Annotated in this window: 26 protein-coding genes; 18 read left to right on the forward strand and 8 right to left on the reverse strand. The window is 71.1% G+C overall.

What is annotated here, in order from left to right; all coding sequences use genetic code 11:
• Nucleotides 1–55 precede the first annotated feature (55 nt).
• The 4 genes from tatC to KM842_RS05125 all read left to right on the forward strand — a co-directional run bounded on the left by tatC (nt 56) and on the right by KM842_RS05125 (nt 5,302).
• Complete coding sequence (tatC, locus tag KM842_RS05110) at nt 56–808, forward strand: twin-arginine translocase subunit TatC (RefSeq protein WP_216262117.1); 753 nt, start codon at nt 56–58, stop codon at nt 806–808.
• On the forward strand, nt 805–3,240 hold the full coding sequence (locus KM842_RS05115) for a DEAD/DEAH box helicase (protein ID WP_216261405.1): 2,436 nt from the start codon (nt 805–807) through the stop codon (nt 3,238–3,240). The genes tatC and KM842_RS05115 overlap by 4 nt, the downstream gene beginning before the upstream one ends.
• 11 nt (nt 3,241–3,251) lie before the next feature.
• Nucleotides 3,252–4,832 (forward strand): apolipoprotein N-acyltransferase, encoded by a 1,581-nt coding sequence (gene lnt, locus KM842_RS05120; protein ID WP_253206258.1) that lies wholly within the window; start codon nt 3,252–3,254, stop codon nt 4,830–4,832.
• Between the two features lie 119 nt (nt 4,833–4,951).
• Nucleotides 4,952–5,302, forward strand: coding sequence for an RNA polymerase-binding protein RbpA (locus tag KM842_RS05125; protein WP_216261406.1), 351 nt, complete (start codon nt 4,952–4,954; stop codon nt 5,300–5,302).
• A gap of 74 nt (nt 5,303–5,376) precedes the next feature.
• Here the strand turns inward: KM842_RS05125 and KM842_RS05130 are convergent, their stop codons facing one another.
• Nucleotides 5,377–6,582, reverse strand: a complete 1,206-nt coding sequence (locus KM842_RS05130; protein WP_216261407.1) for an SPFH domain-containing protein — start codon at nt 6,580–6,582, stop codon at nt 5,377–5,379.
• Nucleotides 6,579–7,052: an NfeD family protein gene (locus tag KM842_RS05135; protein WP_253206259.1), complete on the reverse strand. Its 474-nt coding sequence runs from the start codon at nt 7,050–7,052 to the stop codon at nt 6,579–6,581. Before KM842_RS05135 ends, KM842_RS05130 begins: the two co-directional genes overlap by 4 nt.
• 236 nt (nt 7,053–7,288) lie before the next feature.
• On the opposite strand from KM842_RS05135, the gene KM842_RS05140 reads away from it, so the two are divergent.
• The 3 genes from KM842_RS05140 to KM842_RS05150 all read left to right on the forward strand — a co-directional run bounded on the left by KM842_RS05140 (nt 7,289) and on the right by KM842_RS05150 (nt 8,792).
• Nucleotides 7,289–8,050, forward strand: a complete 762-nt coding sequence (locus KM842_RS05140; RefSeq protein ID WP_216261409.1) for an SDR family oxidoreductase — start codon at nt 7,289–7,291, stop codon at nt 8,048–8,050.
• Nucleotides 8,051–8,130: 80 nt separating this feature from the next.
• Complete coding sequence (locus KM842_RS05145; protein WP_216261410.1) at nt 8,131–8,589, forward strand: NUDIX hydrolase; 459 nt, start codon at nt 8,131–8,133, stop codon at nt 8,587–8,589.
• Between the two features lie 53 nt (nt 8,590–8,642).
• Nucleotides 8,643–8,792 (forward strand): hypothetical protein, encoded by a 150-nt coding sequence (locus KM842_RS05150; RefSeq protein ID WP_216261411.1) that lies wholly within the window; start codon nt 8,643–8,645, stop codon nt 8,790–8,792.
• A 187-nt stretch (nt 8,793–8,979) separates the two neighbouring features.
• Here KM842_RS05150 and KM842_RS05155 read toward each other — a convergent pair whose 3' ends face one another.
• Nucleotides 8,980–9,384, reverse strand: a complete 405-nt coding sequence (locus tag KM842_RS05155) for an arsenate reductase ArsC (protein ID WP_216261412.1) — start codon at nt 9,382–9,384, stop codon at nt 8,980–8,982.
• A gap of 297 nt (nt 9,385–9,681) precedes the next feature.
• Between KM842_RS05155 and KM842_RS05160 the strand changes: the two genes are divergently transcribed.
• The 3 genes from KM842_RS05160 to KM842_RS05170 all read left to right on the forward strand — a co-directional run bounded on the left by KM842_RS05160 (nt 9,682) and on the right by KM842_RS05170 (nt 11,695).
• Nucleotides 9,682–10,203 carry a hypothetical protein gene (locus tag KM842_RS05160; RefSeq protein ID WP_216261413.1) on the forward strand — a complete coding sequence of 174 codons (522 nt, stop codon included), beginning with the start codon at nt 9,682–9,684 and terminating at the stop codon, nt 10,201–10,203.
• Nucleotides 10,204–10,254: 51 nt separating this feature from the next.
• Nucleotides 10,255–10,671: a DoxX family protein gene (locus KM842_RS05165; RefSeq protein ID WP_216261414.1), complete on the forward strand. Its 417-nt coding sequence runs from the start codon at nt 10,255–10,257 to the stop codon at nt 10,669–10,671.
• 154 nt (nt 10,672–10,825) lie between these two features.
• Nucleotides 10,826–11,695: a pentapeptide repeat-containing protein gene (locus KM842_RS05170; protein ID WP_216261415.1), complete on the forward strand. Its 870-nt coding sequence runs from the start codon at nt 10,826–10,828 to the stop codon at nt 11,693–11,695.
• A gap of 70 nt (nt 11,696–11,765) precedes the next feature.
• Here the strand turns inward: KM842_RS05170 and KM842_RS05175 are convergent, their stop codons facing one another.
• Nucleotides 11,766–12,446 carry an SDR family NAD(P)-dependent oxidoreductase gene (locus KM842_RS05175; protein ID WP_216261416.1) on the reverse strand — a complete coding sequence of 227 codons (681 nt, stop codon included), beginning with the start codon at nt 12,444–12,446 and terminating at the stop codon, nt 11,766–11,768.
• 117 nt (nt 12,447–12,563) lie between these two features.
• On the opposite strand from KM842_RS05175, the gene KM842_RS05180 reads away from it, so the two are divergent.
• Complete coding sequence (locus KM842_RS05180) at nt 12,564–13,400, forward strand: helix-turn-helix domain-containing protein (protein ID WP_216261417.1); 837 nt, start codon at nt 12,564–12,566, stop codon at nt 13,398–13,400.
• Nucleotides 13,401–13,451: 51 nt separating this feature from the next.
• Here KM842_RS05180 and dhaM read toward each other — a convergent pair whose 3' ends face one another.
• The 3 genes from dhaM to dhaK are packed head-to-tail and all read right to left on the reverse strand — an operon-like array spanning nt 13,452 to nt 15,879.
• A complete protein-coding gene (dhaM, locus tag KM842_RS05185) occupies nt 13,452–14,198 on the reverse strand; it encodes a dihydroxyacetone kinase phosphoryl donor subunit DhaM (RefSeq protein WP_216261418.1) in 747 nt (248 codons plus the stop codon).
• Entirely contained in the window at nt 14,195–14,830 is a 636-nt protein-coding gene (gene dhaL, locus KM842_RS05190) for a dihydroxyacetone kinase subunit DhaL (protein WP_216261419.1), read from the reverse strand. The genes dhaM and dhaL overlap by 4 nt, the downstream gene beginning before the upstream one ends.
• Nucleotides 14,831–14,877: 47 nt before the next feature.
• Nucleotides 14,878–15,879, reverse strand: a complete 1,002-nt coding sequence (dhaK, locus tag KM842_RS05195; protein ID WP_216261420.1) for a dihydroxyacetone kinase subunit DhaK — start codon at nt 15,877–15,879, stop codon at nt 14,878–14,880.
• A gap of 345 nt (nt 15,880–16,224) precedes the next feature.
• On the opposite strand from dhaK, the gene KM842_RS05200 reads away from it, so the two are divergent.
• Entirely contained in the window at nt 16,225–16,947 is a 723-nt protein-coding gene (locus KM842_RS05200) for an MIP/aquaporin family protein (protein WP_216261421.1), read from the forward strand.
• Nucleotides 16,948–17,095: 148 nt separating this feature from the next.
• Nucleotides 17,096–18,607, forward strand: a complete 1,512-nt coding sequence (glpK, locus tag KM842_RS05205) for a glycerol kinase GlpK (RefSeq protein ID WP_216261422.1) — start codon at nt 17,096–17,098, stop codon at nt 18,605–18,607.
• Nucleotides 18,608–18,809: 202 nt separating this feature from the next.
• Here the strand turns inward: glpK and trpD are convergent, their stop codons facing one another.
• Nucleotides 18,810–19,862 carry an anthranilate phosphoribosyltransferase gene (trpD, locus tag KM842_RS05210; RefSeq protein ID WP_216261423.1) on the reverse strand — a complete coding sequence of 351 codons (1,053 nt, stop codon included), beginning with the start codon at nt 19,860–19,862 and terminating at the stop codon, nt 18,810–18,812.
• Nucleotides 19,863–19,932: 70 nt separating this feature from the next.
• Here trpD and ctaE point away from each other — a divergent pair, with 70 nt between their 5' ends.
• The 5 genes from ctaE (at nt 19,933) to KM842_RS05235 (ending at nt 25,339) form a co-directional block, all read left to right on the forward strand.
• A complete protein-coding gene (ctaE, locus tag KM842_RS05215; protein WP_110824950.1) occupies nt 19,933–20,571 on the forward strand; it encodes an aa3-type cytochrome oxidase subunit III in 639 nt (212 codons plus the stop codon).
• A gap of 20 nt (nt 20,572–20,591) precedes the next feature.
• Nucleotides 20,592–21,404: a cytochrome bc1 complex diheme cytochrome c subunit gene (qcrC, locus tag KM842_RS05220; RefSeq protein WP_216261424.1), complete on the forward strand. Its 813-nt coding sequence runs from the start codon at nt 20,592–20,594 to the stop codon at nt 21,402–21,404.
• A gap of 33 nt (nt 21,405–21,437) precedes the next feature.
• Nucleotides 21,438–22,505, forward strand: coding sequence for a cytochrome bc1 complex Rieske iron-sulfur subunit (gene qcrA / locus KM842_RS05225; RefSeq protein ID WP_216261425.1), 1,068 nt, complete (start codon nt 21,438–21,440; stop codon nt 22,503–22,505).
• Complete coding sequence (qcrB, locus tag KM842_RS05230) at nt 22,502–24,193, forward strand: cytochrome bc1 complex cytochrome b subunit (protein ID WP_216261426.1); 1,692 nt, start codon at nt 22,502–22,504, stop codon at nt 24,191–24,193. The genes qcrA and qcrB overlap by 4 nt, the downstream gene beginning before the upstream one ends.
• Before the next feature lie 186 nt (nt 24,194–24,379).
• Nucleotides 24,380–25,339 carry a phosphodiesterase gene (locus KM842_RS05235; RefSeq protein ID WP_216261427.1) on the forward strand — a complete coding sequence of 320 codons (960 nt, stop codon included), beginning with the start codon at nt 24,380–24,382 and terminating at the stop codon, nt 25,337–25,339.
• Nucleotides 25,340–25,447: the final 108 nt, after the last annotated feature.

Raw genomic sequence — 25,447 nt, forward strand, 5'->3', positions numbered from 1 at the left:
CGCTGGCGGGCGAGAGAAGCGGCAAGGGCGCCGACCGAAGGAGCCCGAAGGCCGCATGTCCCTCGGTCAGCACCTGATCGAGCTGCGCAACCGCCTGTTCCGGGCCGTCGTCGCGGTGCTCGTCGGCGCGGTCGGGGGCTGGTTCCTCACTCCGTTCGTGCTCGACTCGCTGCGCGCCCCGGTGACGCAGCTGGCCCGGGTCGGTGGACACACGGCCGAGCTGAACTTCCCGATGATCACGGGCGCCTTCGACCTGCGGCTGCAGATCGCCGTCACGATCGGCGTCGTCATCGCCAGCCCGGTCTGGCTGTACCAGATCTGGGCCTTCATCGTCCCGGCACTCGTCCGGCGTGAGAAGCAGTACGTCTGGGGCTTCCTCGGCACCGCGATCCCGCTGTTCTTCGCCGGGTGCGCGTTCGGCTGGTACGTCCTGCCGCACGTCGTCGGCATCCTCGGCAGCTTCGTCTCCGCCCAGGACACGTCGATCGTCGACGCGAAGGCGTACTACGACTTCGTCATCAAGCTCATCGTCGCGGTCGGCATCGCGTTCGTGCTGCCGGTGTTCCTGGTCCTGCTCAACTTCGTCGGCGTCCTGTCGGCGGCGGCGATCGTACGCTCCTGGCGCATCGCGATCGTCCTCATCCTCGTCTTCACGGCGTTGGTGACCCCGTCGGCGGACGTCCTGTCGATGTTCATCCTGGCGATCCCGATGGTCGTGCTCTACTTCGCGGCCTGCCTGGTCACATGGGTGCACGACCGCCGCGTGGCGAAGCGCCAGGCGAAGCTCGACGAGGAGTACGACCTGTGACCGAGACCAGCCTCAGCCCGGCCGAACGGTTCGCGGCGGCGAAGGTCCGGAGCCGGTCGCGCAACCTCGAGCTGTTCCGCACCGACCTCCGGTTCGACCTCGACCCGTTCCAGTTCGCCGCGTGCGACGCCGTCGACCAGGGCCGGAGCGTGCTCGTGGCGGCCCCGACCGGCGCCGGCAAGACGATCGTCGCCGAGTTCGCCATCTGGCTCGCGATGCGCCAGCCGACGGCGAAGGTCTTCTACACGACGCCGATGAAGGCCCTGAGCAACCAGAAGTACACCGAGCTCGTGCAGGCCTACGGCGAGACCGAGGTCGGACTGCTCACCGGTGACACGAACGTCAACCCGCGGGCCCGCGTCGTCGTCATGACGACCGAGGTCCTGCGGAACATGATCTACGCCGACTCGGACCTGCTCGACGACCTGGCGTGGGTGGTCCTCGACGAGGTGCACTACCTCGCCGACCGCTTCCGCGGGGCCGTGTGGGAAGAGGTCATCCTGCACCTGCCGACCGAGGTGCGCCTGGTCTCGTTGAGCGCGACGGTGTCGAACGCCGAGGAGTTCGGCGACTGGCTGCAGACCGTGCGCGGCGACACCGACGTCATCGTGTCCGAGGACCGGCCCGTGCCGCTCGAGCAGCACGTCCTGGTCGGCTCGAAGATGGTCGACCTCTTCGACTCGTCGGGTGCCGCGGCGACCAACCGGGTCAACCCTGAGCTGCTCCGTCTGGTGGGCAGCGCCTCCCGGGGATCCGGCGGTCCCCGCGGCCGACGCGGTCGCGGCGGCTCCCCGGACCGACGCGGACCACGCACCGAGAAGGCGCACCGCGAGCAGATCGCGAAGATGCTCGACGAGCGGATGCTCCTGCCCGCGATCTTCTTCGTGTTCAGCCGGAACGGCTGCGACCAGGGCGTCCGGCACGTGGTCCGGTCGGGGCTCTCCCTGACGACGTCCGACGAGCGTCGGGAGATCCGCGAGACGGCGGAGTACCACTGCCGCACGCTGCTCGACGAGGACCTGGCGGTGCTCGGGTACTGGGAGTGGCTGGAGGGCCTCGAGCGCGGGGTCGCCGCACACCACGCCGGCCTGCTCCCCGCCTTCAAGGAGGTCGTCGAGGACCTGTTCCGCCGCAAGCTCCTCAAGGTCGTGTTCGCGACGGAGACCCTGGCCCTCGGGGTGAACATGCCCGCGCGCACCGTCGTCCTCGAGAAGCTCGAGAAGTTCAACGGCGAGGCCCGCGTCCCGATCACGCCGGGGGAGTACACGCAGCTCACCGGTCGTGCCGGCCGCCGCGGCATCGACGTCGAGGGGCACTCGGTCGTGCAGTGGACCGACGGTCTCGAGCCGCAGGCCGTCGCCTCCCTCGCGAGCCGCCGGACGTACCCGCTCAACTCGTCGTTCAAGCCGACGTACAACATGGCCGTGAACCTCATCGAGCAGTTCGGCCGCGACCGGACGCGCGAGGTCCTCGAGACGTCGTTCGCGCAGTTCCAGGCGGACCGCTCGGTCGTGGACCTGGCCCGGAAGGTCCGGTCGCAGCAGGAGTCGCTCGACGGCTACCAGAAGGCCATGCAGTGCCACCTCGGCGACTTCACGGAGTACGCCGCGCTCCGCCGCCGCCTGTCGGACCTCGAGCGCACGAACGTGCCCGGCGGCCGCGAGGCGTCGCACGGTGCCCGCCAGGAGCGGCAGGCCTCGATCAGCGAGGTCCGACGGCAGCTCCAGCGCCACCCGTGCCACGCCTGCCCCGACCGGGAGGCGCACGCACGCTGGGCCGAGCGCTGGTACAAGCTCAAGCGGACCCACGACAAGCTCGTGCAGCAGATCCGGTCGCGCACGGGCGCCGTGGCGACCACGTTCGACCGCGTCACCGACGTGCTCCTCACGCTGGGCTACCTCGTGCAGGACGAGCACGGCGACGTCACGGTCGCCGCCGGCGGGCGTCGTCTGCAGCGGATCTACGGCGACCGGGACCTGCTCGTCGCGGAGTGCCTGGAGGCCGGGGTCTGGAAGGAACTCACCCCCGCGCAGCTCGCCGGGATGGCCGCCACGATCGTGTACCAGCCGCGCCGCGAGGACGCCCCGGGCACCGAGCACGCCGTCCCGCGCGGTGCGTTCCGACCGGCCCTCGACGAGACGCTGACGATCTGGTCGCGCCTGGACGACGTCGAGCGTGACGCCCGACTCGCCGGCTCCGAGCCGCCGACCCCGGCGATCGCACTCGGCATGTTCCGCTGGGCGTCCGGCTCGCCGCTCGACGACGTGCTCAGGTCGCTGGACCTCGCCGCCGGCGACTTCGTGCGCTGGTCGAAGCAGGTCATCGACCTCCTCGACCAGATCCGGAACGCCGGGGACGACGACCTGGCCCAGACCGCCCGTCGGGCGACGGACGCGGTCCGCCGCGGCATCGTCGCCTACGCGACGGTTTGACGGGAGGCCCGGTGACGGTCCTCGAGCGATCGGTGCGCCCGGTGCGTGGTGCGGTCCACCCCGTGCGGCTGCCCGCGGACGAACGGTCGCCGTTCCGTGCGCTGCCGCTCCGGCAGGCGTTCCCGCTGTCGGTCATCGGTGGGCTCCTCTTTGCGCTGTCGTTCCCGGCGCCCGGGTGGTGGTTCCTGGCCTACCCGGCCGTGGCGTGCCTCCTGGTCGCGGCTGCGGGACAGCGTGCGCGGCGGGCGAGCTGGCTCGGCTTCGTCGCCGGCGTCGCGTTCTGGGTCCCCGCCATCTCGTGGGCCGGTCGGTACCTCGGCCCGGTGCCGTGGTTCGCGCTCGCCCTGCTCGAGGCGGCGCTCTTCGCCCTGGGCAGCGTGGCGATCGCGCTCGCCTACCGCTGGGTGCCGCGGGTGGTGCGCGCTCGCGCCGGACGCGTGTGGGGCCTCCCGGCGGTGGTCGCGGCACTGTGGACCGGCCGCGAGTGGTTCTCGGGCAGCTGGCCGTACGGCGGGTTCTCGTGGGGACGGGTCGGGCTCTCGCAGTCCCAGGGGCCGTTCACGCACCTCGCGGCGTACGTCGGCGTCCTCGGCCTGAGCTTCGTCGTCGTGTACTGCGTCGCCGTCGTCGTCTCCCTCGGCCTCGTGCGCGGGGTCCGGCTGCCGGTGCGCGTGGCGACCGCCGGGCTGCTCGTCGCGGCGGTGCTCGCGGTGCCGGCGTGGCCGACCGCCGTCCGCGGGTCGGTGCGGATCGAGGCCGTGCAGGGCAACGGACCGGCCGGGTACTTCGACCGCGCCCAGCCCGGGGACGTGCTGCGGTCGCAGGTCGCCGCCACCGACGTCGGCGCGCGGGACGTCGACCTGGTGGTGTGGCCGGAGGCCGCTGCCGAGTACGACCCGCGACGGGAGCCCGTCATCGCGTCGGCGCTCGACGCCGTCGTGCGGAGCGTCGGAGCGCCCCTCATCGCCGGCGCGGTCACGCAGACGTCCACGGGCGTGCTGCACAACACCTCGTTCGTGTGGGACGCCGACGGGTGGCAGGCGTCGTACGACAAGAAGCGTCCGGTGCCGTTCGGCGAGTACGTCCCCGACCGCTGGTTCTACTCGAAGCTCGCCCCCTCGCTCATCGGGCTCCTGCAGCGTGACTACACGCCGGGGACGAAGCCGAACGTGCTGCCGGTGGCGGGCATCCGCGCGGGCGTGATGATCTGCTTCGACGTCGTCGACGACGGCCTGACCGCGGACCTCGCCCGCGGGGGAGCGGACGTCATCCTCGCGCAGACGAACAACGCCGACTTCGACGGCACCGACGAGAACCTGCAGCAGCTCGAGATCGCCCGGATGCGCGCCGTCGAGACCGGGCGCTCCCTGGTCAACATCTCGACCGTGGGCGCCTCGCAGATGATCGACCCGAGCGGCCGCACGATCGACCGGGTGCCGGCGTACACGGCGACGTCCATGGTGGCCGACGTGCCCCTCGGGACGTCGACGACCCCGGCGACCGTCGCGTCCGGCAGCATCACCCTCGTGCTCGCACTGGGCGGCCTCCTGGTCCTGCTCGCCTGCGCTCCCTGGAGCCGCCGACGCCGCTGACCCCGCCGGACCGCGGATCCCACGCCGACGCACTGGGAACCGACTGTGAATGCCACCCGCTCGGAACGAAACCCGGGTGGTGTGGGTTCCACCGGAGGAACGAGCGAGAGGAGTCGGACATGGCTGATCGGAGTCTCCGAGGCATGCGGCTCGGGAGCCAGAGCCTCCAGAGCGAGGACGGTGTCGAGCTCTCCGAGCGGAAGCGGGCCGTCTACCGGGCGGAATCGGGCGAGACCTTCGACGTGGTCTTCTCCGCCGATGCAGAGGTCCCGCCGATCTGGTCGGACCCCCGCACCGGGATGGAGGGGCGACTGCTCGGCGAGGACGGCGCACCCGTCGAGATCGCCGCCGAGGACGTCAAGGCGCCGAGGACCCACTGGGACATGCTGCTCGAGCGGCGCTCCCGTGAAGAACTCGAGGAGTTGCTGCAGGAACGTCTGCAGTTCCTCCGTGCCCGCCGCGGCGCCTAGGCACCGCGCGGCACACACGACGACGGCCCGCTCCCGGATGGGGGCGGGCCGTCGTCGTGTCCGGCGGGGGAGCGTCAGACCCCTGGGGTCTGCTCACCCGTCTGCGGCTGGCCGTCCGTCAACCGGGCCTGCTCGTCGGCCCGGAGCTGTGCCCGGGTCGCGTCGGCCGCGGCCGCGAGCTTCTCGTCGACGCTGCGGTTCGAGGCGCTGAGCCGGTCGCCGAGCTCGGAGTCGGGGACGATGTCCGACGCGCTGGCGTCGGCGCTGCGGGCGGCCGAGCTGCTGCCGCTCGTGCCGGCGGTGGTGGTGGCGAGGCTCTCGCCCGCGAGCTTCGAGATCTTCTCGAGGAAGTCGCTGCTGCCCGCGGGTCCCGCGGCGGGGGCGCCGCCGGTGCGGGTGGCGCTGAAGCCCTTCGCGATGCCGGAGAGCGCCTCGGTGAACTCGCTCGGGATCATCCAGAGCTTGTTCGACGTGCCCTCGGCGATCTTCGGGAGCATCTGCAGGTACTGGTACGACAGCAGCTTCTCGTCCGGGTCGCCGGTGTGGATGGCATCGAAGACCGTCGCGATGGCCTGCGCCTCGCCCTCGGCCCGGAGGACCTGGGCCTTCGCGTCACCCTCGGCACCGAGGATCGCGGCCTGCCGCTGGCCCTCGGCCTCGAGGATCTGGGACTGCTTGGTGCCCTCGGCCTGCAGGATCGCCGCACGACGGTTCCGCTCGGCGCGGAGCTGCTGCTCCATGGCGTCGACGATCGACACGGGCGGCTCGATGGCCTTGAGTTCGACACGACCGACGCGGATGCCCCACTTGCCGGTGGCCTCGTCGAGGACGACGCGGAGCTGGCCGTTGATGTTGTCGCGGCTGGTCAGTGCCTCTTCGAGGTTCAGGCCACCGACGACGTTGCGGAGCGTGGTGGTCGTGAGCTGCTCGACGGCACCCAGGTAGTTGGCGATCTCGTACGTCGCCGCACGTGCGTCGGTGACCTGGAAGTAGACGACCGTGTCGATCGAGACGACCAGGTTGTCCTCGGTGATCACCGGCTGCGGCGGGAACGAGACGACCTGTTCGCGCATGTCGATGAGGGGGCGGAGCCGGTCGATGAACGGCACCAGCAGGTTCAACCCGGGGTTGAGGGTCTTGTGGTACTTCCCGAGGCGCTCGACGACTCCGGCCGTCGCCTGGGGCACGATCCGGATGGCCTTCGCGAGCACGACGATCACGAAGACCACCACGATGGCGATGAGGACGATCAGGACGACGGTCCCGGTGGACAGGGTCATTGGGCTGCCTTCTCTTCGATGCGGACGACGGCGGTGGAGCCCTCGATGGACTCGACGACGACGCGGGTGCCGAGCGGCGGGGTGCGGTCGGCGGCCCCGGCGGCGAACCGCGCGCTCCAGGTCTCCCCGTTGGCCAGGCGGACCTGACCGGGGGCGGACGGCGTGAACGCGAGGGCGACCGTGCCGGGCATGCCGACCAGGCCGTCGATCCCGGTGCGGTGCGGGTCGGCACCGCGGTTCAGTGCCTGGAGCACGCGGGGCCGGACGACGGCGAGCAGCAGCAGGGCGAGCACCGCGGCGATGACGGCCGAGAGCCACCAGGGTGCGCCGAGCAGTGCGGCGACGAGCCCGCCGGCCGCACCCGCTGCCAGCATCAGGAAGATGAAGTCGAGGGTGAACACCTCGACCACCCCCAGGACGAGCACCAGTGCGATCCAGACGATCACCTGGGTCCACTCCGTGACGTTCACGCGATCTCCCTCCCCTTGCATCGCGCACGGCCTCCGCTGCGTCGCGACGTCCGGTGTTGTCCGTCGAACGTACCAGTGGGCCCTGACGGCCCGGAAGCGCGCGTCCGCCTCGCAGGGGACGGCCGGCTCGGCGCGCACGAGAGGTGTCCGGCCCGGAGGCGCGCAGCCGCATTGGTAGGCTCGGTGCCGCCCGGCACGACCCGGCCCGGCACCGCCCCACGACAGGAGACACCACTGTGAGCAGCCCCCTCGCCCCCGGAGCCCTCGACGGCGTTCGCGCCCTCGTGACCGGGTCCTCCCGCGGCATCGGAGCCGACACGGTCGGGTACCTCGCCGAGGCCGGCGCCAAGGTCGTCGTCAACTACCGGAACAAGGCGCGACGTGCCGAGCAGATCGCCGAGAAGGTCGTCGCCGCCGGGGGAGCGGCCCTCGCGCTCGGCGCCGACCTCACCGACCACGACTCCGTGCAGGCCATGGTCGACGCGGTCGTCGCGGAGTGGGGCGGGATCGACCTGCTCGTGCTCAACGCCTCGGGCGGCATGGAGTCCGGCATGGGCGACGACTACGCGCTGCGCCTGAACCGCGACGCGCAGGTCGACATGCTCCAGACCGCCGTGCCGCACATGCCGGCCGGTTCCCGGGTGGTCTTCGTCACCAGCCACCAGGCCCACTTCGTCGAGACCGCCGAGACGCTGCCCGAGTACGTCCCCGTCGCGAAGAGCAAGCGCGCCGGCGAACTCGCCCTGCGCGAGCTCCTCCCGCAGCTCGAGGCCGCCGGCATCGAGTTCGTGACCGTCTCGGGCGACATGATCGAGGGCACGATCACGGCCACGCTGCTCAACCGCATCAACCCGGGCGCGATCGAGGGCCGTCGCGAGGCCGTCGGCAAGCTCTACAGCGTGTCCGAGTTCGCGGCCGAGATCGCCCTCGCCGCCGTGGAGCCGATCCCGGCCGACCACACGAAGCTCGTCGGCGACGTCAGCTCCTTCACGGCCTGACGACCGGACGGGCGCCGATCGGAGAGCACGGTCGGTGTCCCGGTCGACGCAGGTCGGCGGTGGCCGCTAGCGTCGACGACGTGACTGCTGCACCCGGCCTGCGCCGCACCTCCCGGATCCTCCTGCTCGACCCGGACGGACGCGTGTTCCTCATGGACACCAAGGCGCCGTCCTCGGACGGCGCGCACCGCTGGATCACGCCCGGCGGCGGCGTCGACCCGGGGGAGTCGCACCGCGACGCCGCGATCCGCGAGCTCCGCGAGGAGACCGGCATCGTCATCACCGATCCCGGCGAGCCCGTGTGGTCGTGGGACTTCGCGGTCGAGTGGGACCAGGCCGACCACGACCGTGGGCACGCCGAGTTCTACGTCGTCCGGACGTCCGGCTTCACGCTGTCGGACGCGGAGTGGACAGACGACGAGCGCGTCGACATCCTGGCGTCGCGCTGGTGGACGGCCGACGAGCTCGAGACGACCGACGAGCCGTTCGAACCGGCCGGACTCCCCGAGCTGGTGCGTCGGTCGGCCGCGCAAGGCTGACCGTTGCGCGCACTCCGGACCACCCTCAGGGCGGCGGGCGTAGCGTCCCGGCCATGAGCTACAGCCAGCCGGACCCAGCAGAAGAGACCACCCACGCCGAGGAGCCGGAGCAGCCGGACACGGACGCCAGTGTCGAGGAGAACGGCGGCGAGCAGGCCGCCCTCGAGATCGACAGCGCGGACGTCCCGACCTCGGACGCCTGAGAGCAGCAGGTCGCCCGCGACCAGCAGGTCGCCTGCGACCAGCACGACACCGGACCGCGGTCCGGACACCCGACCCGTCTCGGCGGCACGCGGTGTCCGGGCCGCGGTCTCGTCGTGCACCCGGCCTGCATCGCTCGCGGCGTCGGACGGGCGCCTGCAGGACGGGCGCCTGCAGGACGGTTCGCGGTCAGACGGAGAGGCTCGTCACCAGTCGCTCGACCCGTGCGCGCACGTCGTCGCGGATCGGCCGGACGTCCTCGAGGGGGAGACCGGCGGGGTCCTGGAGCTCCCAGTCCTCGTAGCGCTTGCCCGGGAACACGGGGCAGGCGTCCCCACAGCCCATCGTGACGACGACGTCGGCGGTGCGCACGGCGTCCGTGGTGAGGATCGCCGGCGTCTGCCCGACGATGTCGATGCCGACCTCGTGCATGGCGCCCACGGCGACCTGGTTCACCTGGTCGGCCGGCTCGGAGCCCGCGGAGTAGACGTCGACGCGGTCGCCCGCGATTGCCCGGAGGAACCCGGCGGCCATCTGCGACCGACCGGCGTTGTGGACGCAGACGAAGAGGACGGCGGGGCGCGACTCGCTCATGGCTCTCATCCTGCCGCACGACAGTGCCAGGATCCGCAGCAGGACGCCTTCCCGCTCTCCGGCCGAGTGCGCCGATAATGCATATTATGTCAGCTCGAACGCTTCGAGGCCTCTCCTGCCCGCCGTTCCTGCTGCTGTGCGCACTGCCCCGTCGTCGCACAGCTTGTGACCATCACTGTTCGACGGCGCGGACGCGTCAACCCGCGGACGCGTCAACTCGTGGGCCGCACGACCCGCGGCGTCGTTCCACGCGCCTCCTGGTCCGTCCAGTCCGACGCGTGTTAGGTTGTGCGCAACATGATTGCACCCGTCACGACCAGCCGGACGACCGGCATCGCCCTCGCGGTGCACGGCGCCGCAGCGATCCTCACCCGACCGGTCGGCGACCGCGCCCGAGGGATGGCAGACCGCGGGTTCACCCCCGGGCTCCCGCATGCGGTCCTGGTGCCGGCCCTCGAGATCGTCGCCGGTAGCGTCCTCGGGACCACCGCCCCGACGCCCGCCCGCGGTGGCCAGCAGAGCCGTAGCACACAGCGCCGACGAGCGACCCGGAGCTCGTCCACCGCCCGTGGCATCCGCCGCGCAGCAGCAGCAGCGGCAGCCGCCACGACCGCCCTCGCTGCCGTCCGCGTGGGTGCCGAGCTCGACGACCGATCCGTCACCGCCGGGACGGTCGCCGCCGCTGCCGTCACGTGGGCCGGTGCCTCGGCCACCGTCGCACAGACCCGCGGCCGCGCACGTGCCGGCCTGCTCACCGCCGTCGGCGCCGTCGTCGTGTTCGAACTCGTCCGTCGGCGCCGCGTGCTCCGCGCTCGCTGACGCCCCTCCCCGTCCCGCTCCCCCGACCACCGGAAGGCATCCGAACCGTTGATGACCCGTCGCCACACCACCCGCTCCTCCGTCCCCCGTACCGCCGTCCGCGTCCTGCTCGGCGCCGCGATGACCTGGGCGGGCATCAGCCACCTCACCGTCGCCCGCGAGGAGTTCCGCGCCCAGGTGCCCGAGTTCGTCCCACTGGACCCCGACGTCACCGTGCTGGCGTCCGGCGTCGCGGAGATCTCGCTCGGCGCCGCACTCGTGCTGCTGGTCCGCCGCCAGGCCACGGTCGGGTGGGTCGCCGCCGTGTTCTTCACCGCGATCTTCCCCGGCAACATCGCGCAGTGGATGCACCACCGCGACGGCTTCGGGCTCGACACGGACACGAAGCGCTTCGTCCGGCTCCTGTTCCAGCCGGTCCTCATCGCGGTGGCGCTCTGGGCGACGAACGCCCTCCGCTCGCGGCGCTGACCGCAGCGGTGTCGGGGCCGGTCACCAGCCGCCCCGACACCGCGACGCGGGACGCCGCGCCACCGGGACGCGGGACGCCGCGCCACCGGGCGCCGGACGCCGCGTCACCGGGGCACCGGGGCACCGGGGCACCGCCTGTGTACCCTCGACCCCGATGACGACACGGACCCGCGTCGCCCTCGGACGCCGCGAGGACCTCGGCGCCGACCGCGCGAACTGCTTCGGCCTGTGCTGCGTCGCGCTGGCCTTCACGCGGTCGGTGGACTTCCCGGTGGACAAGCCCGCCGGCGACCCCTGCGACAACCTCGACGGTGCCGACGCGTGCACCATCCACCCCGAGCTCCGCTCCCGCGGCTTCCGCGGGTGCACGGTCTTCGACTGCTCGGGTGCCGGTCAGAAGGTCTCCCGGCACACCTTCGCCGGCCGGTCCTGGCGTGACGACGACGCCACCCGGCAGGCGATGTTCGCCACGTTCCCGGTCGTCCGACGGCTGCACGAGCTGCTCCGGTACCTCGACGAGGCCGCCAGCGCATCCCCCGACGCCGCGCTCACCGAGCGGTTCGAGCACGTCCGGGCCCTGAGCGACGCCGACCCCGACACGATCCTGTCCGTCGACGTCGACGCGGAGTACGACGTCGCTCGCCCCCTGCTGCTCGAGGCGAGTCGGCGCGCCCGTGCCGGAGCCCGGGACCCGGACGCCGGCGGGCGGAGCCCCGACCCTGACGAACGCCGGATCGGCCGCGTCCGCGTCGGGCCCGGAGCCGACCTGCTCGGCGCCGACCTCCGCCGTGCCGACCTCCGCGGTGCGAGCCTGCGCGGCGCCCTGCTCATCGGCGCCGACCTCCGCGGAGCGGACCTGCGGTCGTGCGAGTGCATCGGCGCCGACCTCCGCGGCGCCGACCTGTCCGGCGCCGACCTCCGCGGCGCCGTCTTCCTCACCCAGATGCAGGTGAACGCAGCCCGGGGCGACCGCCGCACCCGGCTCGACGAGGGCTTCCAGCGCCCGTCGCACTGGACCGGGTGACGCCGGGACCGACGGGAGGCCCGTGGCGGTGTCGCCACGGGCCTCCCGTCCGTCCCGAGTCCCCTCGCCGTCAGTAGTCGATGCGCCCGCGCCGGTCGTGGAACTCCCCCGTCGGCCCGTCCTGCCCGAGCAGCGCGAGCGCGACCGTCGCGTCGGTGCCCTCGGTCACGGTCTGGTGCCCGGAGTGACCGTTGAAGTCCGTCGCCGTGTAGCCGGGGTCGCTCACGTTCACCCGGAAGCCGGGCAGGTTCTTGGCGTACTGGACGGTCAGCGCGATGACGGCCGCCTTCGAGGCCGCGTACGGCACCGCCGCGACGGGGTACTCGTCGTGCCCGGGCGTGCTGAGGAACCGGGGCCAGCCGACGCCCGAGGCCACGTTCACGATGACGGGATCGTCGGAGGCGCGGAGCAGCGGCAGCGCGGCCTGGGTCACCCGGACGATGCCGGTGACGTTGGCGTCGAGGACCGCGGCCACGGCCTCGGCGGACAGGTCGTCGACCCCGTACGAGGTGCCGAGCACCCCGGCGTTGTTGACGAGGACGTCGAGGGCCGGCAGCGAGGCGAACGCCTCGTCGACGCTCGTCTGGTCGGTGACGTCGATGCGGACGACGGTGGCGCCGAGCGCGCGGACCTCGTCGGCGGTGGACGGGTCGCGGACGCCGGCGTAGACGGTGTGGCCGGCCTCGAGGAGGCGGCGGGCGGTCTCGAGGCCGAGGCTGCGGTTCGCCCCGGTGATCAGTGTGGTGGTCATGGGTCCAGCGTGCTCCGCGTCGACCCGGCCGCCCAGGCCCCCTCGGACGTGGGGAGTGGGCGACGGTGGGACCGCCAGTACCAGGGTCGCGACGCCGTTCCGCGCGAGGATGGACGCATGAGCGAGTTCGCGGACGTCCTGCGGTCCTGGCGTGACCGGGTCACCCCGGCCGAGGTCGGGCTGCCGGCCGGCCCCGGGCGGCGCACCGCTGGCCTCCGGCGCGAGGAGCTGGCGGCCCTCGCCGGCGTGAGCGTCGACTACGTGGTGCGACTCGAGCAGGGCCGGGCCACGAACCCGTCGCCGCAGCTGCTCGGCGCCCTCGCGACCGCCCTCCGCCTCACCGAGCTGGAGCGCGACCACCTGTTCCGGGTCGCCGGCGCCGCTCCCCCGGCCCGCGGACTCGTCCCCCGGCACATCACCCCGGGAGTGCAACGGATCGTCGACCGGCTGTCGGACGTGCCGTTGGCCGTGTTCACCGCGAGCCACGACCTGCTGCACCGCAACGACCTGTGGGCGGCCGTGACCGGGGACGCCGACCGCTGGCACGGACGCTCGGCGAACCTCGTCTGGCAGTTCTTCACGGACGGCCACGAGGGCGTCGACTTCGACGACGAGCACGCCGAGGCGTTCGCGTCCGACCTCGCCGCGGACCTGCGGAGCGCGTCCGGCCGGTACCCGGCGGACCGGCAGCTCGCCGAGCTCGTCCGCGACCTGCGGGCGACGAGCCCGGAGTTCGAACGCCGCTGGGGCGAGGCGCGGATCGCCGAGCACCGGACGAGCCGCAAGACGCTGCGCACTCCGGTCGGCCCGATCGAGGTCGACTGCGACACCTTGTCCGTGCCGGGCAGCGACCTGCGGATCGTGGTCTACACGGTCGTGCCGGGCAGCGAGGACGCGTCCCGCCTCGACCTGCTCCGGGTCACCGGACTGCAGCGGGTCGACGCCGCCGGCTGACCCGGCGGCACACCGCCGGACGCCGAGCCGACGGCCCGCGGGTCCGACCGCCTACTCGCCGAAGCCGGAACGGACCAGCCCGACGAGCTCGTCGACCGCGTCCTGCGCGTCCGTCCCCGACGCCTCGATCGTGACCGTCGCACCCTGCGGCAGCGCGAGTGCCATGATCGCGAGCAGGCTCTTCGCGTCGACACCGTTCACGCGCACGACAGCGTCGTGACGGGCCGCCGCCTTGACGAACTCGGCAGCGGGCCGGGCGTGCAGGCCGGAGGCGTTGACGAGCTCCGCGGTGCCGGACGCGACCGTCCCGTCGGCCGCACCCGTGTCGGCGAGCGGTGCCGGGCCTCCCGGCTGCTCCGGACGGGAGGCTCCCCCGCCCTCCGCCACGTCGGTCCCGTCGGTCGCACCACCGGTTGCGGAGCCACCCGCGGTCGCCGCGGCGGCGAGGACCGCTGCCACGTCACCGCCGGTCTGCGCGGCGACCGCCGCCGCGACGGTGCCCTCGACGAGGGGTGCGTCGGAGACGTGCACCCGGTCGCGGAGGTCCTCGTCGAGGAAGTCGAGCGCGGTGTCCGTCGTCAGGTAGGCCGAGCCGAGGTCGCAGAGCACCACGACCGCGTCGGTGGTGGCGAGGTCCTCGATGCCGGCGGTGATCGCCTCGAAGGAGGTACCGATGCCGCCGTCCTCCGTCCCGCCCGCGGCGACGAGGCGCACGTCGCCCGCCATCTGTGCCGCGATGTCGACCGTGCCCTGGGCGACGGCGGCGCTGTGCGAGACGACGAGGATGCCGACGCTCATGCCGCACCCGCCGCGTCGACGGCTGCGCGCAGGACGTAGGCGCTGGACTGGGCCCCGGGGTCGCGGTGTCCGACGGCACGGTCGCCGAGGTAGCTCGCCCGCCCCTTCCGCGCGACGAGGGCGTCCGTCGACTCGGCTCCCGTGGCGGCGGCGTCGGCCGCGGCGGCGAGGACACGCTCCGGCGTCTCCCCCGCGGCGGCGGCCGCGGTCGCGGCGTCGACCGCCGGGCTCCACGCGTCGACCATGGTCTTGTCACCGACCTCGGCCTTGCCACGGGACACCACGCCGTCGCGAGCCGCGGCGAGCACGGCGACCAGGGTGTCGGCGTCGAGCTCGGCGGCGTCCCCGGCGGCCTGCGCGGCCTTGAGGTAGGCGGTGCCGAACAGCGGTCCGGCGGCGCCGCCGACCGTTGAGATGAGCTTCGTCGCGACGAGCTTGAACACGGCGCCCGGCGTCTCCGGGGAGGCGTCGTCGAGGGCCTCGACGACCGCCCGGAAGCCGCGGTCGAGGTTCTCGCCGTGGTCGCCGTCACCGATCTCGCGGTCGAGGGTGACGAGCTCCGCCCGGTGCTCGTCGATCGTGGCGGCGGTGCGGCGGACCCAGTCGGTGGCCCAGGCGGTGTCGAGCGACAAGATGTGTCCCTTCGTACGGCCGAACGGCGTCGGCGTCGTGAGCGGTGTCAGCGTCCCCAGCGGAGGGCCGGCGTCTCCACCGGAGCGTCCCAGAGGGCGGTGAGGTCCTCGTCGAGCACCGTGACGGTGATCGAGAACCCCTGCATCTCGAGGGACGTGACGTAGTTGCCGACCAGGCTACGCGCGACGGTGTGACCGCGATCCGACAGCACCTCGGCCGCGCGGCGGTACGCGATGTAGAGCTCCGACTGCGGTGTGCCGCCCATGCCGTTCACGAGCAGCAGCAGCTGCGAACCGGTCGGCGCCTCCAGGTCGGTGAGGATCGGCTCGAGCACCCGGTCGACCAGCTCGTCGGCGCGGGCCATCGGGATGCGCTCCCGACCCGGCTCGCCGTGGATGCCGATGCCGAGCTCGACCTCGTCGTCGGCCAGGGTGAAGGACGGTTCACCGGCGTGCGGGACCGTGCCCGAGGACAGCGCGAGGCCCATCGACCGGGTGACCGCGTTGACGTGCCGGGCCACGGCGGCGACGGCGTCCAGGTCGTCCCCGCGCTCGGCGGCGGCCCCGGCGCACTTCTCGACCACGACCGTGCCCGCGACACCGCGGCGCCCGGCGGTGAACAGGGAGTCCTGCACGGCCACGTCGTCGTCCACGACCACGGCCTCGACCCGGACGTCGTCCATCGCGGCGAGCTCGGCGGCCGTCTCGAAGTTCAGCACGTCCCCGGTGTAGTTCTTCACGATGTGCAGGACACCCGCTCCCCCGTCGACGGCCTTCGTGGCGGCGACGATCGGGTCCGGGGTCGGACTCGTGAACACCGGCCCGGGCACCGCGGCGTCGAGCATGCCGTGGCCGACGAAGCCGACGTGCAGGGGCTCGTGGCCGCTGCCGCCACCACTGACGATGCCGACCTTGCCGGCGACCGGGGCGTCACGGCGGTGCAGGTGGAGCGGGTCCTCGACGAGCACGACGTGCTCCGCGTGTGCGAGGGCGAAGCCCCGGACCGACTCGGTGACGACCGCCTGCGGGTCGTTGATGAGCTTCTTCATGCTGCGCCTCCACGGTGTGACACGGACGGGACACCGGTCCGCAGCCTGCACACCGCCGACGTCGTCCGGAGTGGGCTCACTGTACCGCCGCCGGTCCCCGACACCACCGCTGCCACCGGGTGCCTGTGCCTTCCTGGTGCACGTTCGTGCAGCGGGGAGCGCTGCCGGTCACTCCCGCGGAGCCCCGCGCATCTAGCAGCAGTGCACGTCCGTTCACTTTCCCGCAGATGGCTCTCGTGTCCCCCACAGAGGGGAAAAGCCCAGCACTATGCTCGGGCTCAATCACTCGACGGGGAGTGCCGGTGCTCAGGCCGGGCCCCCGACCACAGCAAATCGGAGGTACCGATGGACGGCATCGGCGTCAATTTCATGTCTGAGCTCGTCGGCACGGCGATGCTCATCATCCTGGGTGGCGGCGTCGTCGCCGCCGTCTCGCTCACGAAGTCCAAGGGATTCGGCGCCGGCTTCCTCATGGTCACGATCGGTTGGGGCTTCGCGGTCTTCGCCGGCGTCACCGTCTCGTACAAGTCGGGCGGCCAGCTCAACCCCGCCGTCACGCTCGCCCAGGCGATCCTGAACAACATCACCGTCGGTGAGATGTTCCTGTACTGGCTCGCCCAGCTCATCGGCGCGATCATCGGTGCGGTCATCGTCTGGCTCGCCTACAAGCAGCACTTCGACCAGGAGCCCGACGCCGCCGCCAAGCTCGGCGTCTTCTCGACCGGCCCGGCGATCCGCAGCTACGGCTGGAACCTCGTCACCGAGATCATCGGCACGTTCGTCCTCGTCTTCGTCGTCATCGCCTTCACGAACGGCAAGACCCCGTCGGAGCTCGGCGCCATCCCCGTCGCCTTCCTCGTGATCGCGATCGGTGTCTCGCTCGGTGGCCCCACCGGCTACGCGATCAACCCGGCACGTGACCTCGGCCCGCGCATCGCCCACGCCATCCTGCCGATCAAGGGCAAGGGCACCAGCGACTGGTCCTACGCCTGGGTCCCCGTCGTCGGCCCGCTCGTCGGTGGCGCGCTCGCCGCGGTCCTCTCGGGCGCCCTGCTCCCGATGGCCTGACGCCCACCAGCAGAACCCGCACGACCAGCAGAACCCGCACGACCAGCACCACCCGCGCTGAGCGCACACCCTGCACCACCAGAACACCCCTCGCGGCCGGGTCGCCCCGGCCCGGCCGCAGCACCGGACACCGTCGTAAGGAGCACCAATGGCCGACTACATCGTCGCCATCGACCAGGGAACCACCAGCACGCGAGCGATCGTCTTCGACCACGCCGGTTCGATCGTCTCCGTCGGGCAGAAGGAACACGAGCAGATCTTCCCGCGCGCCGGATGGGTCGAGCACGACCCGGCCGAGATCTGGGACAACACCCGTGAGGTCATCGGGCAGGCCCTGTCCCGGGCCGACATCACCCGCCACGACGTCGCGGCGGTCGGCATCACGAACCAGCGCGAGACCGCCGTCGTGTGGGACAAGACCACCGGCAAGGCCGTCTACAACGCGATCGTCTGGCAGGACACCCGCACCCAGGCACTCGTCGACAAGCTCGCGGACGGCGACACCGACCGCTACAAGTCGATCGTCGGCCTGCCGCTCGCGACCTACTTCGCCGGCACCAAGATCATGTGGATCCTCGAGAACGTCGAGGGCGCCCGTGAGAAGGCCGAGGCCGGCGACCTGCTCTTCGGCACCACCGACACCTGGGTCCTCTGGAACCTGACCGGTGGCACCGACGGCGGCGTGCATAAGACCGACGTCACGAACGCGTCCCGCACGCTGTTCATGGACCTCGAGACGCTGCAGTGGCGCGACGACATCCTGGCCGACTTCGGTGTGCCGAAGTCGATGCTCCCCGAGATCGTCAGCTCCTCCGAGGTCTACGGCCACGTCGAGTCCTCGAGCCTGCTGCGCGAGGTCCCGATCGCCGGCATCCTCGGCGACCAGCAGGCAGCGACCTTCGGCCAGGCCGCGTTCGACCAGGGCGAGTCGAAGAACACGTACGGCACCGGTAACTTCCTCATCTTCAACACCGGTACCGACATCGTCCGCTCCGAGAACGGCCTGCTCACCACGGTCGGCTACAAGCTCGGCGACCAGGAGACGCACTACGCGCTCGAGGGCTCGATCGCCGTCACCGGATCGCTCATCCAGTGGCTCCGCGACAACCTCGGCATCATCGGCAGCGCCCCCGAGGTCGAGACGCTCGCCACGACCGTCGAGGACAACGGCGGCGTGTACTTCGTCCCGGCGTTCTCGGGCCTGTTCGCGCCGTACTGGCGACCGGACGCCCGTGGTGCGCTCGTCGGCCTCACGCGCTACGTCAACAAGGGCCACATCGCCCGTGCCGCCCTCGAGGCGACCGCGCTGCAGACCCGCGAGGTGCTCGACGCCGTCAACGCCGACTCGGGCGTCGACCTGACCGAGCTCAAGGTCGACGGCGGCATGACCGCCAACGACGCGCTCATGCAGTTCCAGGCCGACATCCTCGACGTGCCCGTCGTGCGCCCCGTCGTCGCCGAGACGACCGCGCTCGGTGCCGCCTACGCCGCCGGTCTCGCAGTCGGGTTCTGGGCGAACCTCGACGAGCTCCGCGCCAACTGGCAGGAGGACCGTCGGTGGACGCCGTCCATGGACGCCGAGGAGCGCGAGCGCACGCTGCGCCTCTGGAAGAAGGCCGTCACGAAGACCTTCGACTGGGTCGACGAGGACGTGCGCTGACGTCCGTCCCCTGACGGACGCTGCCAGACGGGAGGCCCGCGCCGGTTCCACGGAACCGGTGCGGGCCTCCCGTCCGTGCGTCCGGCGACCGGCGCCGGGTGGACAGCGACTGCCCGAGTCCGGTGTGTGCCGACCCCGACGGCGTGCGCGGCTGTCGACGATGCGCCGGTCCGGACGGCGTGCGCCGCTGTCGGACGTGCCCTCAGGCGGGGGTCGCGCCGACCCACTCGTCCAGTTTGCGCATCGCTGCACCGGAGTCGATCGACTCCGCCGCGACGACGAGCTGCTCGCGGAAGCGGTGCAGGATCGGCCGGTCGACCTGCTCCGGGTCCTGCGCGAGTCGGAACGCGACGAGACCGGCGGCGGCGTTGAGCAGGACGATGTCGCGCACCGGTCCGGTCTCCCCCGCGAGCACCCGGCGGACGATGGCCGCGTTCTCGGCCGGCTCGCCGCCGAGGAGGTCCTCGGTGCGGGCCCGGGCGATGCCGAGGTCGCGCGGGTCGAGGTCGTGCTCCGTGACGCGCCCGGCCGACACCTGCCAGATGTGGCTGTGGCCGGTGGTGGTCAGTTCGTCGAGGCCGTCGTCCCCACGGAACACGAGCGCCGTCGCCCCGCGGGTCTGGAACACGCCCGTGATGATCGGCACGAGCTCGAGCTGCGCCACGCCCACTGCGTTCGCCTCGCAGCGTGCGGGGTTGACCAGCGGGCCGAGGAAGTTGAACACCGTGGGCACGCCGATCTCCCGCCGGACCGGCGCAGCGTGGGCGAACCCGGGGTGGAAGGCGCTCGCGAACGCGAAGGTGAGCCCGACACGCCGGAAGGTCTCGGCGACACGCGCGGCGTCCATCGTGAGGTCGAGGCCCAGCGCCGCGAGCACGTCGCTCGAGCCGGACTTCGACGAGCTGGCGCGGTTGCCGTGCTTGACGACCGGGACGCCCGCCGCCGCGATGACGATCGCCGCCATGGTCGAGACGTTCACGGTGCCGACCACGTCGCCGCCCGTGCCGACGATGTCGAGCGCCATCGGGTCCACGTCGAGCGGGACCGCCGCGTCGAGGATCGCGTCGCGGAAACCGACGACCTCGTCCACCGTCTCGCCCTTGGCGCGGAGGGCCACGGCGAAGGCCGCGATCTGCGCCGAGGTGGCCTCGCCCTGCACGATCCGCTCCATGGCCCATGTGGACTGCCTGATCGAGAGGTCCTCGCGCGCCATGAGCGCGCTGATCACCGCGGGCCAGGAGAGAGCGTCAGACATGGCTCGATCGTACTGATTCTGGAGGACCCGCCAGTTGCCTGCGAAAACACTGTCGGTGGATTCCGCCATAATGGAGGACGTGACAAGCACCCCTCTCTCCAGATCCGTCAGCGGTCCGGTCCTGAACAGGCCGAACCCCGTTGCCGTGGGGACGATCGTGTGGCTGGGCAGCGAGGTCATGTTCTTCGCCGGCCTGTTCGCGATCTACTTCACGCTGCGCAGCACCTCTCCCGAGCTCTGGGCGACCGAGACCGCCAAGCTCGAGGTGCCGTTCGCGTCGGTGAACACCATCATCCTGGTGCTGTCGAGCTTCGCCTGCCAGTTCGCCGTCTTCGCCGCCGAGCGGTTCCAGGTGCACCGCACCAGCTGGAACCCCAAGGACTGGGGCATGACGGAGTGGTTCTTCGTCACCTACTGCATGGGCGCGATCTTCGTCTGTGGGCAGATCTTCGAGTACGCCAACCTCTGGCACGAGGGCATGACGCTCTCCTCGAGCGCCTACGGCTCCGCGTTCTACATGACCACCGGCTTCCACGGCCTGCACGTGACCGGCGGTCTCATCGCCTTCCTCCTCACGCTCGGGCGTGGGTTCGCCGCGAAGAACTTCGGGCACAAGGAAGCCACCACCGCGATCGTCGTGTCCTACTACTGGCACTTCGTCGACGTCGTGTGGATCGGTCTCTTCGCCGTCATCTACCTCCTCAAGTGAGAATCAGGCAGCCCCACAGCATGTTCAACACCACGAAGAAGAACAAGAAGGGCCGTCGCTCCCCCCTGGCGACCGTGTCCCTCCTCGCCGTCGCCCTCATGACGACGGGTGGCGCCTACGCGCTGTTCAGCACCTCGGCCAACGCCGACGACAGCACCAGCACCGTCGCCGCGTCCAGCCAGTCGCAGGTCAACGAGGGCCAGAAGCTCTTCGCCTCGAACTGCGCCACCTGCCACGGCCTGTCCGCGCAGGGCACCAGCGAGGGCCCGTCGCTCATCGGTGTCGGCGCCGCGTCGGTCGACTTCCAGGTCGGCACCGGCCGCATGCCGATGGCCGCACAGGGTCCGCAGGCCGAAGAGAAGCCCGAGCAGTTCACGGACCAGCAGGTCGACGCCCTCGCGGCCTACGTCGCGTCGCTCGGCCCCGGCCCGGCCGTCCCGGGCAAGGAGCTCACCGACGGCGCCGAGGGCGACGCGGCCGAGGGTGCCGAGCTCTTCCGCATCAACTGCGCGATGTGCCACAACGTCGCGGGTGCCGGTGGCGCGCTGACCGAGGGCAAGTACGCCCCGAACCTGCGCGACGTCTCGGGCAAGCACATCTACGAGGCCATGCTGACCGGCCCGCAGAACATGCCGGTCTTCAACGACCTGAACCTCACCCCGGACCAGAAGGCCGACATCATCACGTACCTCAAGTACGTGCAGGACAACAAGTCGCCCGGTGGGTTCGGCCTGGGTGACCTCGGCCCGGTCGCCGAGGGTCTGTTCATCTGGATCTTCGGACTCGGCGCAGTCGTCGCGATGACGGTCTGGCTGACCGCGAAGCAGAACTGATCGTCCGTGTCGCACGACACTGAAGGGAACACCATGGCAGAGCACGACGACGAGGCACTGAACTCGTCCTCGGCTGTCGAGAAGCACGGCGCGACGCAGCAGGCCGGGACCGCCGTCCTGCCCTCCGAGCGGTTCGACAACCCGGGTGAGCCGCCGCACCGCGCGCGCCGCACCGACGTCGACCCGAAGAAGCAGCGCCTGGCCGAGCGCCAGGTCGCCACGTTCTTCTACCTGTCGATCATCGGCAGCGTCCTGTCGATCGCGGCCTACATCGCCTTCCCGATCGACTCGGACGACTTCGGCTCGGTCCGTTACGCGAACCTCTTCCTCGGGCTCTCCATCACGCTCGCGCTGCTCGCCCTGGGCATCGGCGCCGTGTACTGGTCCAAGACCCTCGTCTCGGACCGTGAGATCACCGAGATGCGCCACACCACCCGTGGCACCGACGAGACCCGTGCCAAGGCGGTCGAGGCGTTCCAGCTCGCCGACAAGGAGTCGGGCTTCAGCCGTCGCAAGCTGATCCGTAACTCGCTCATCGGCGCCCTGGTGGCCTTCCCGCTTCCCGGCATCGTCCTGGTGCGCGACCTCGCGCCGAAGGAAGACCCGAACGAACTCCTCCGTCACACGTTCTGGAAGTCGGGGCTGCGCCTGACGAAGGACCCGACGGGCCTGCCGATCAAGGCGTCCGACGTCACGATCGGTTCGGTGTTCCACGTCATCCCCGAGGGGATGCTCGACTCCGAGCACATGCTCGAGGAGAAGGCCAAGGCCGCCGTCCTCCTGATGCGTCTCGACCCGAAGGACCTCAACCCCGCCAAGGGCCACGAGAACTGGGGCTACGACGGCATCGTCGCGTACTCCAAGATCTGCACCCACGTCGGTTGCCCGGTCGCGCTCTACGAGCAGCAGACGCACCACCTGCTGTGCCCGTGCCACCAGTCCACCTTCGATGTCTCGAACAACTGCGAGGTCATCTTCGGACCGGCGGCTCGCGCCCTTCCCCAACTTCCGATCTCGGTCGATGACGACGGCTACCTGGTCGCACAGAGCGACTTCCACGAGCCGGTCGGCCCGTCCTTCTGGGAGCGTGCCCGCTCATGAGCAGCACAACGACAACCACCCCCACCACCGAGTCGGCCAACAAGCCGGCTCCTGACCGTGGTTCGCGCCTGATCAACTACACCGCGAACTACATCGACGAGCGCACGAGCATCTCCGGGCTGGTGAAGGAGGTCGGGCGCAAGATCTTCCCCGACCACTGGAGCTTCATGCTCGGCGAGGTCGCGCTGTACAGCTTCGTCGTCGTCCTGCTCTCGGGCACGTTCCTGACGTTCTTCTACCAGGCGTCGATGACCGAGGTCGTCTACAACGGCCCGTACGTCCCGCTCAAGGGCGTCGAGATGTCCGTTGCGCTGCAGTCGACGCTGAACATCTCGTTCGAGATCCGCGGTGGGCTCTTCGTCCGGCAGATCCACCACTGGGCAGCACTGCTGTTCGTGGCCTCGGTCATGCTGCACATGGCCCGCGTCTTCTTCACCGGTGCGTTCCGCAAGCCGCGTGAGCTCAACTGGGTCTTCGGCTTCGTGCTCTGGATCCTCGCGATGGCCGAGGGCTTCACCGGCTACTCGCTCCCCGACGACCTGCTCTCGGGGAACGGTCTCCGCATCATCGTCGGCATGATCGAGGGCGTCCCCGTCGTCGGCGTGTGGATCGCCTACCTGCTCTTCGGTGGCGAGTTCCCGGGCACCGACATCGTCGGCCGCCTCTACACGCTGCACATCCTGCTGCTGCCGGCGATCCTGGTCGCGGTCCTCGGTGTGCACCTCGTGCTCGTCGTCATCAACAAGCACACGCAGTACGCGGGCCCGGGCAAGACCAACGACAACGTCGTGGGTGTCCCGATCCTCCCGGCATTCGCCGCGAAGGCCGGTGGCTTCTTCTTCATCGTCGCCGGCATCCTGGCCGCCATCGCGTCGCTGTTCACGATCAACCCGATCTGGAACTACGGCCCGTACGACCCCTCCCCCGTGTCCGCCGGTACCCAGCCCGACTGGTACATCGGCTTCGCGGACGGTGCACTCCGTCTCGTGCCGCCGCACTGGGAGGTCAACTGGTTCGGCTACACGGTCTCGTTCAACATCCTGGTGCCGATCGCCGTCCTCTCCGGGCTCATCATCGCCATCCTCGTGTACCCGTTCATCGAGGCCTGGGTCACCGGTGACAAGCGCGAGCACCACCTCGCCGACCGTCCGCGCAACGCCCCGACGCGCACCGCGATCGGTGTGGCCGGCATCACGCTCTACGGTGCGCTCTTCACCGCGGCGTCGTCGGACCTCATCGCGACCCACTTCATGGTGTCGATCAACCACGTGATCCACGTGCTCCAGGCAGCGACGGTCCTCGGTCCGTTCGTGGCGTTCTGGATCACCAAGCGCGTGTGCCTCGCCCTGCAGAAGAAGGACCGCGAGATCGTGCTGCACGGCTACGAGTCGGGCCGCATCGTCCGACTGCCGCACGGTGAGTACATCGAGGTGCACGAGCAGCTCGACGAGTACGAGCGCTGGCGTCTGCTGGAGTTCAACGACTACAAGCCGCTGATGATCCGTCCCGACGCCCGTGGCCGCATCACCTCGGTGCAGAAGGCCCGCGCCCGTGTGTCGCGCTTCTTCTTCGAGGACCGCATCGAGCCGGTGTCGAAGAGCGAGCTCGAGGCCGCGCACGCCGCGCACCACGGCCCGGACCTCGAGGGCACGCACCAGGCCCCGCAGGTCGGAGCAGGCACCAAGTAAGACACCTCGGCACCACCGGCAACGCCCCCGTCCACTTCGTGGTCGGGGGCGTTGCCGTTCCGCCCCAGGACATCTGACACGCCGCCCCAGTTCACGGGGGGTTCACACGACGGTGTTGGAATCGTGCAGGACGGTGTGGCATCGTGTTGCACCACGCACTCCGCTGCCAACGGAAGAAGAGACCCGATGGACGCCCGGACGGCTGAACACCCCAGGCCGAACCACTTCCTGCTCCACCTCAGCGACACCCACCTCCTCGCCGGTGACGGTCCCCTGTACGGGGCCGTCGACTCGGCGGAACGTCTCGGCCAGATCATCGCCGAGATCGAGGCTTCCGGTGCCCGACCCGAAGCGATCGTCGTCACGGGTGACGTCGCCGACAAGGGCGAACCCGGCGCCTACACCCGCGTCCGCGCGATCGTCGAACCCGCCGCCGAGCGCATCGGTGCCCAGGTCATCTGGGCCATGGGCAACCACGACGAGCGCGGGGCGTTCCGGCAGGAGCTGTTCGGACTCCAGCCCACCGACCGCCCCGTCGACTTCGTCTACGACGTGAACGGCCTCCGGGTGATCACCCTCGACACGAGCGTGCCCGGTCACCACCACGGCGAGGTCTCCCCCGAGCAGCTCGACTGGCTCGCCGAGGTCCTGTCCGAGGCGGCCCCGCACGGCACGATCCTGGCGATGCACCACCCGCCGGTGCCGAGCGTGCAGGACCTGACCGTGCTCGTCGAGCTGCGCGACCAGCCGGCCCTCGCCGAGGTCGTGGAGGGCAGCGACATCATCACGATCATCGCCGGTCACCTGCACTACTCGACGAGCGCGGTGTTCGCGGGCATCCCGGTGTCCGTGGCCAGTGCGACCTGCTACACGCAGGACCTCAACGAGTTCCAGGGCGGCACGCGGGGCCGCGACGGCGCGCAGTCGTTCAACCTCATGCACGTCTACGGTCACCAGGTCGTGCACTCGGTGGTTCCGATCGGGACCTACGCGACGGTCGGCGAGCCGGTCTCCTCGGTGGAGACCGAAGCGCGTCTCGCAGCGGCCGGCGTCGTCATCCCTCCGGCGGTCGAGCCCGCCCCGGTGACGTCCTCCATCCCGGTGTTCACGCTCGACTCCGTGCCGGTGTCCCCGATCCACCGCTGAGCCCGGACAGACGAACGCGTCCCCCGCCGACCCTCTGGTCTGAGGGGAATGCGTTCGTCGTCGAGCGTGTCACGGCCACCCGCCAGTGCGGGCGCCCGACCAGTGCGG

Source organism: Curtobacterium sp. L6-1, from assembly GCF_018885305.1.
Classification (GTDB): Bacteria; Actinomycetota; Actinomycetes; order Actinomycetales; family Microbacteriaceae; genus Curtobacterium; species Curtobacterium aetherium.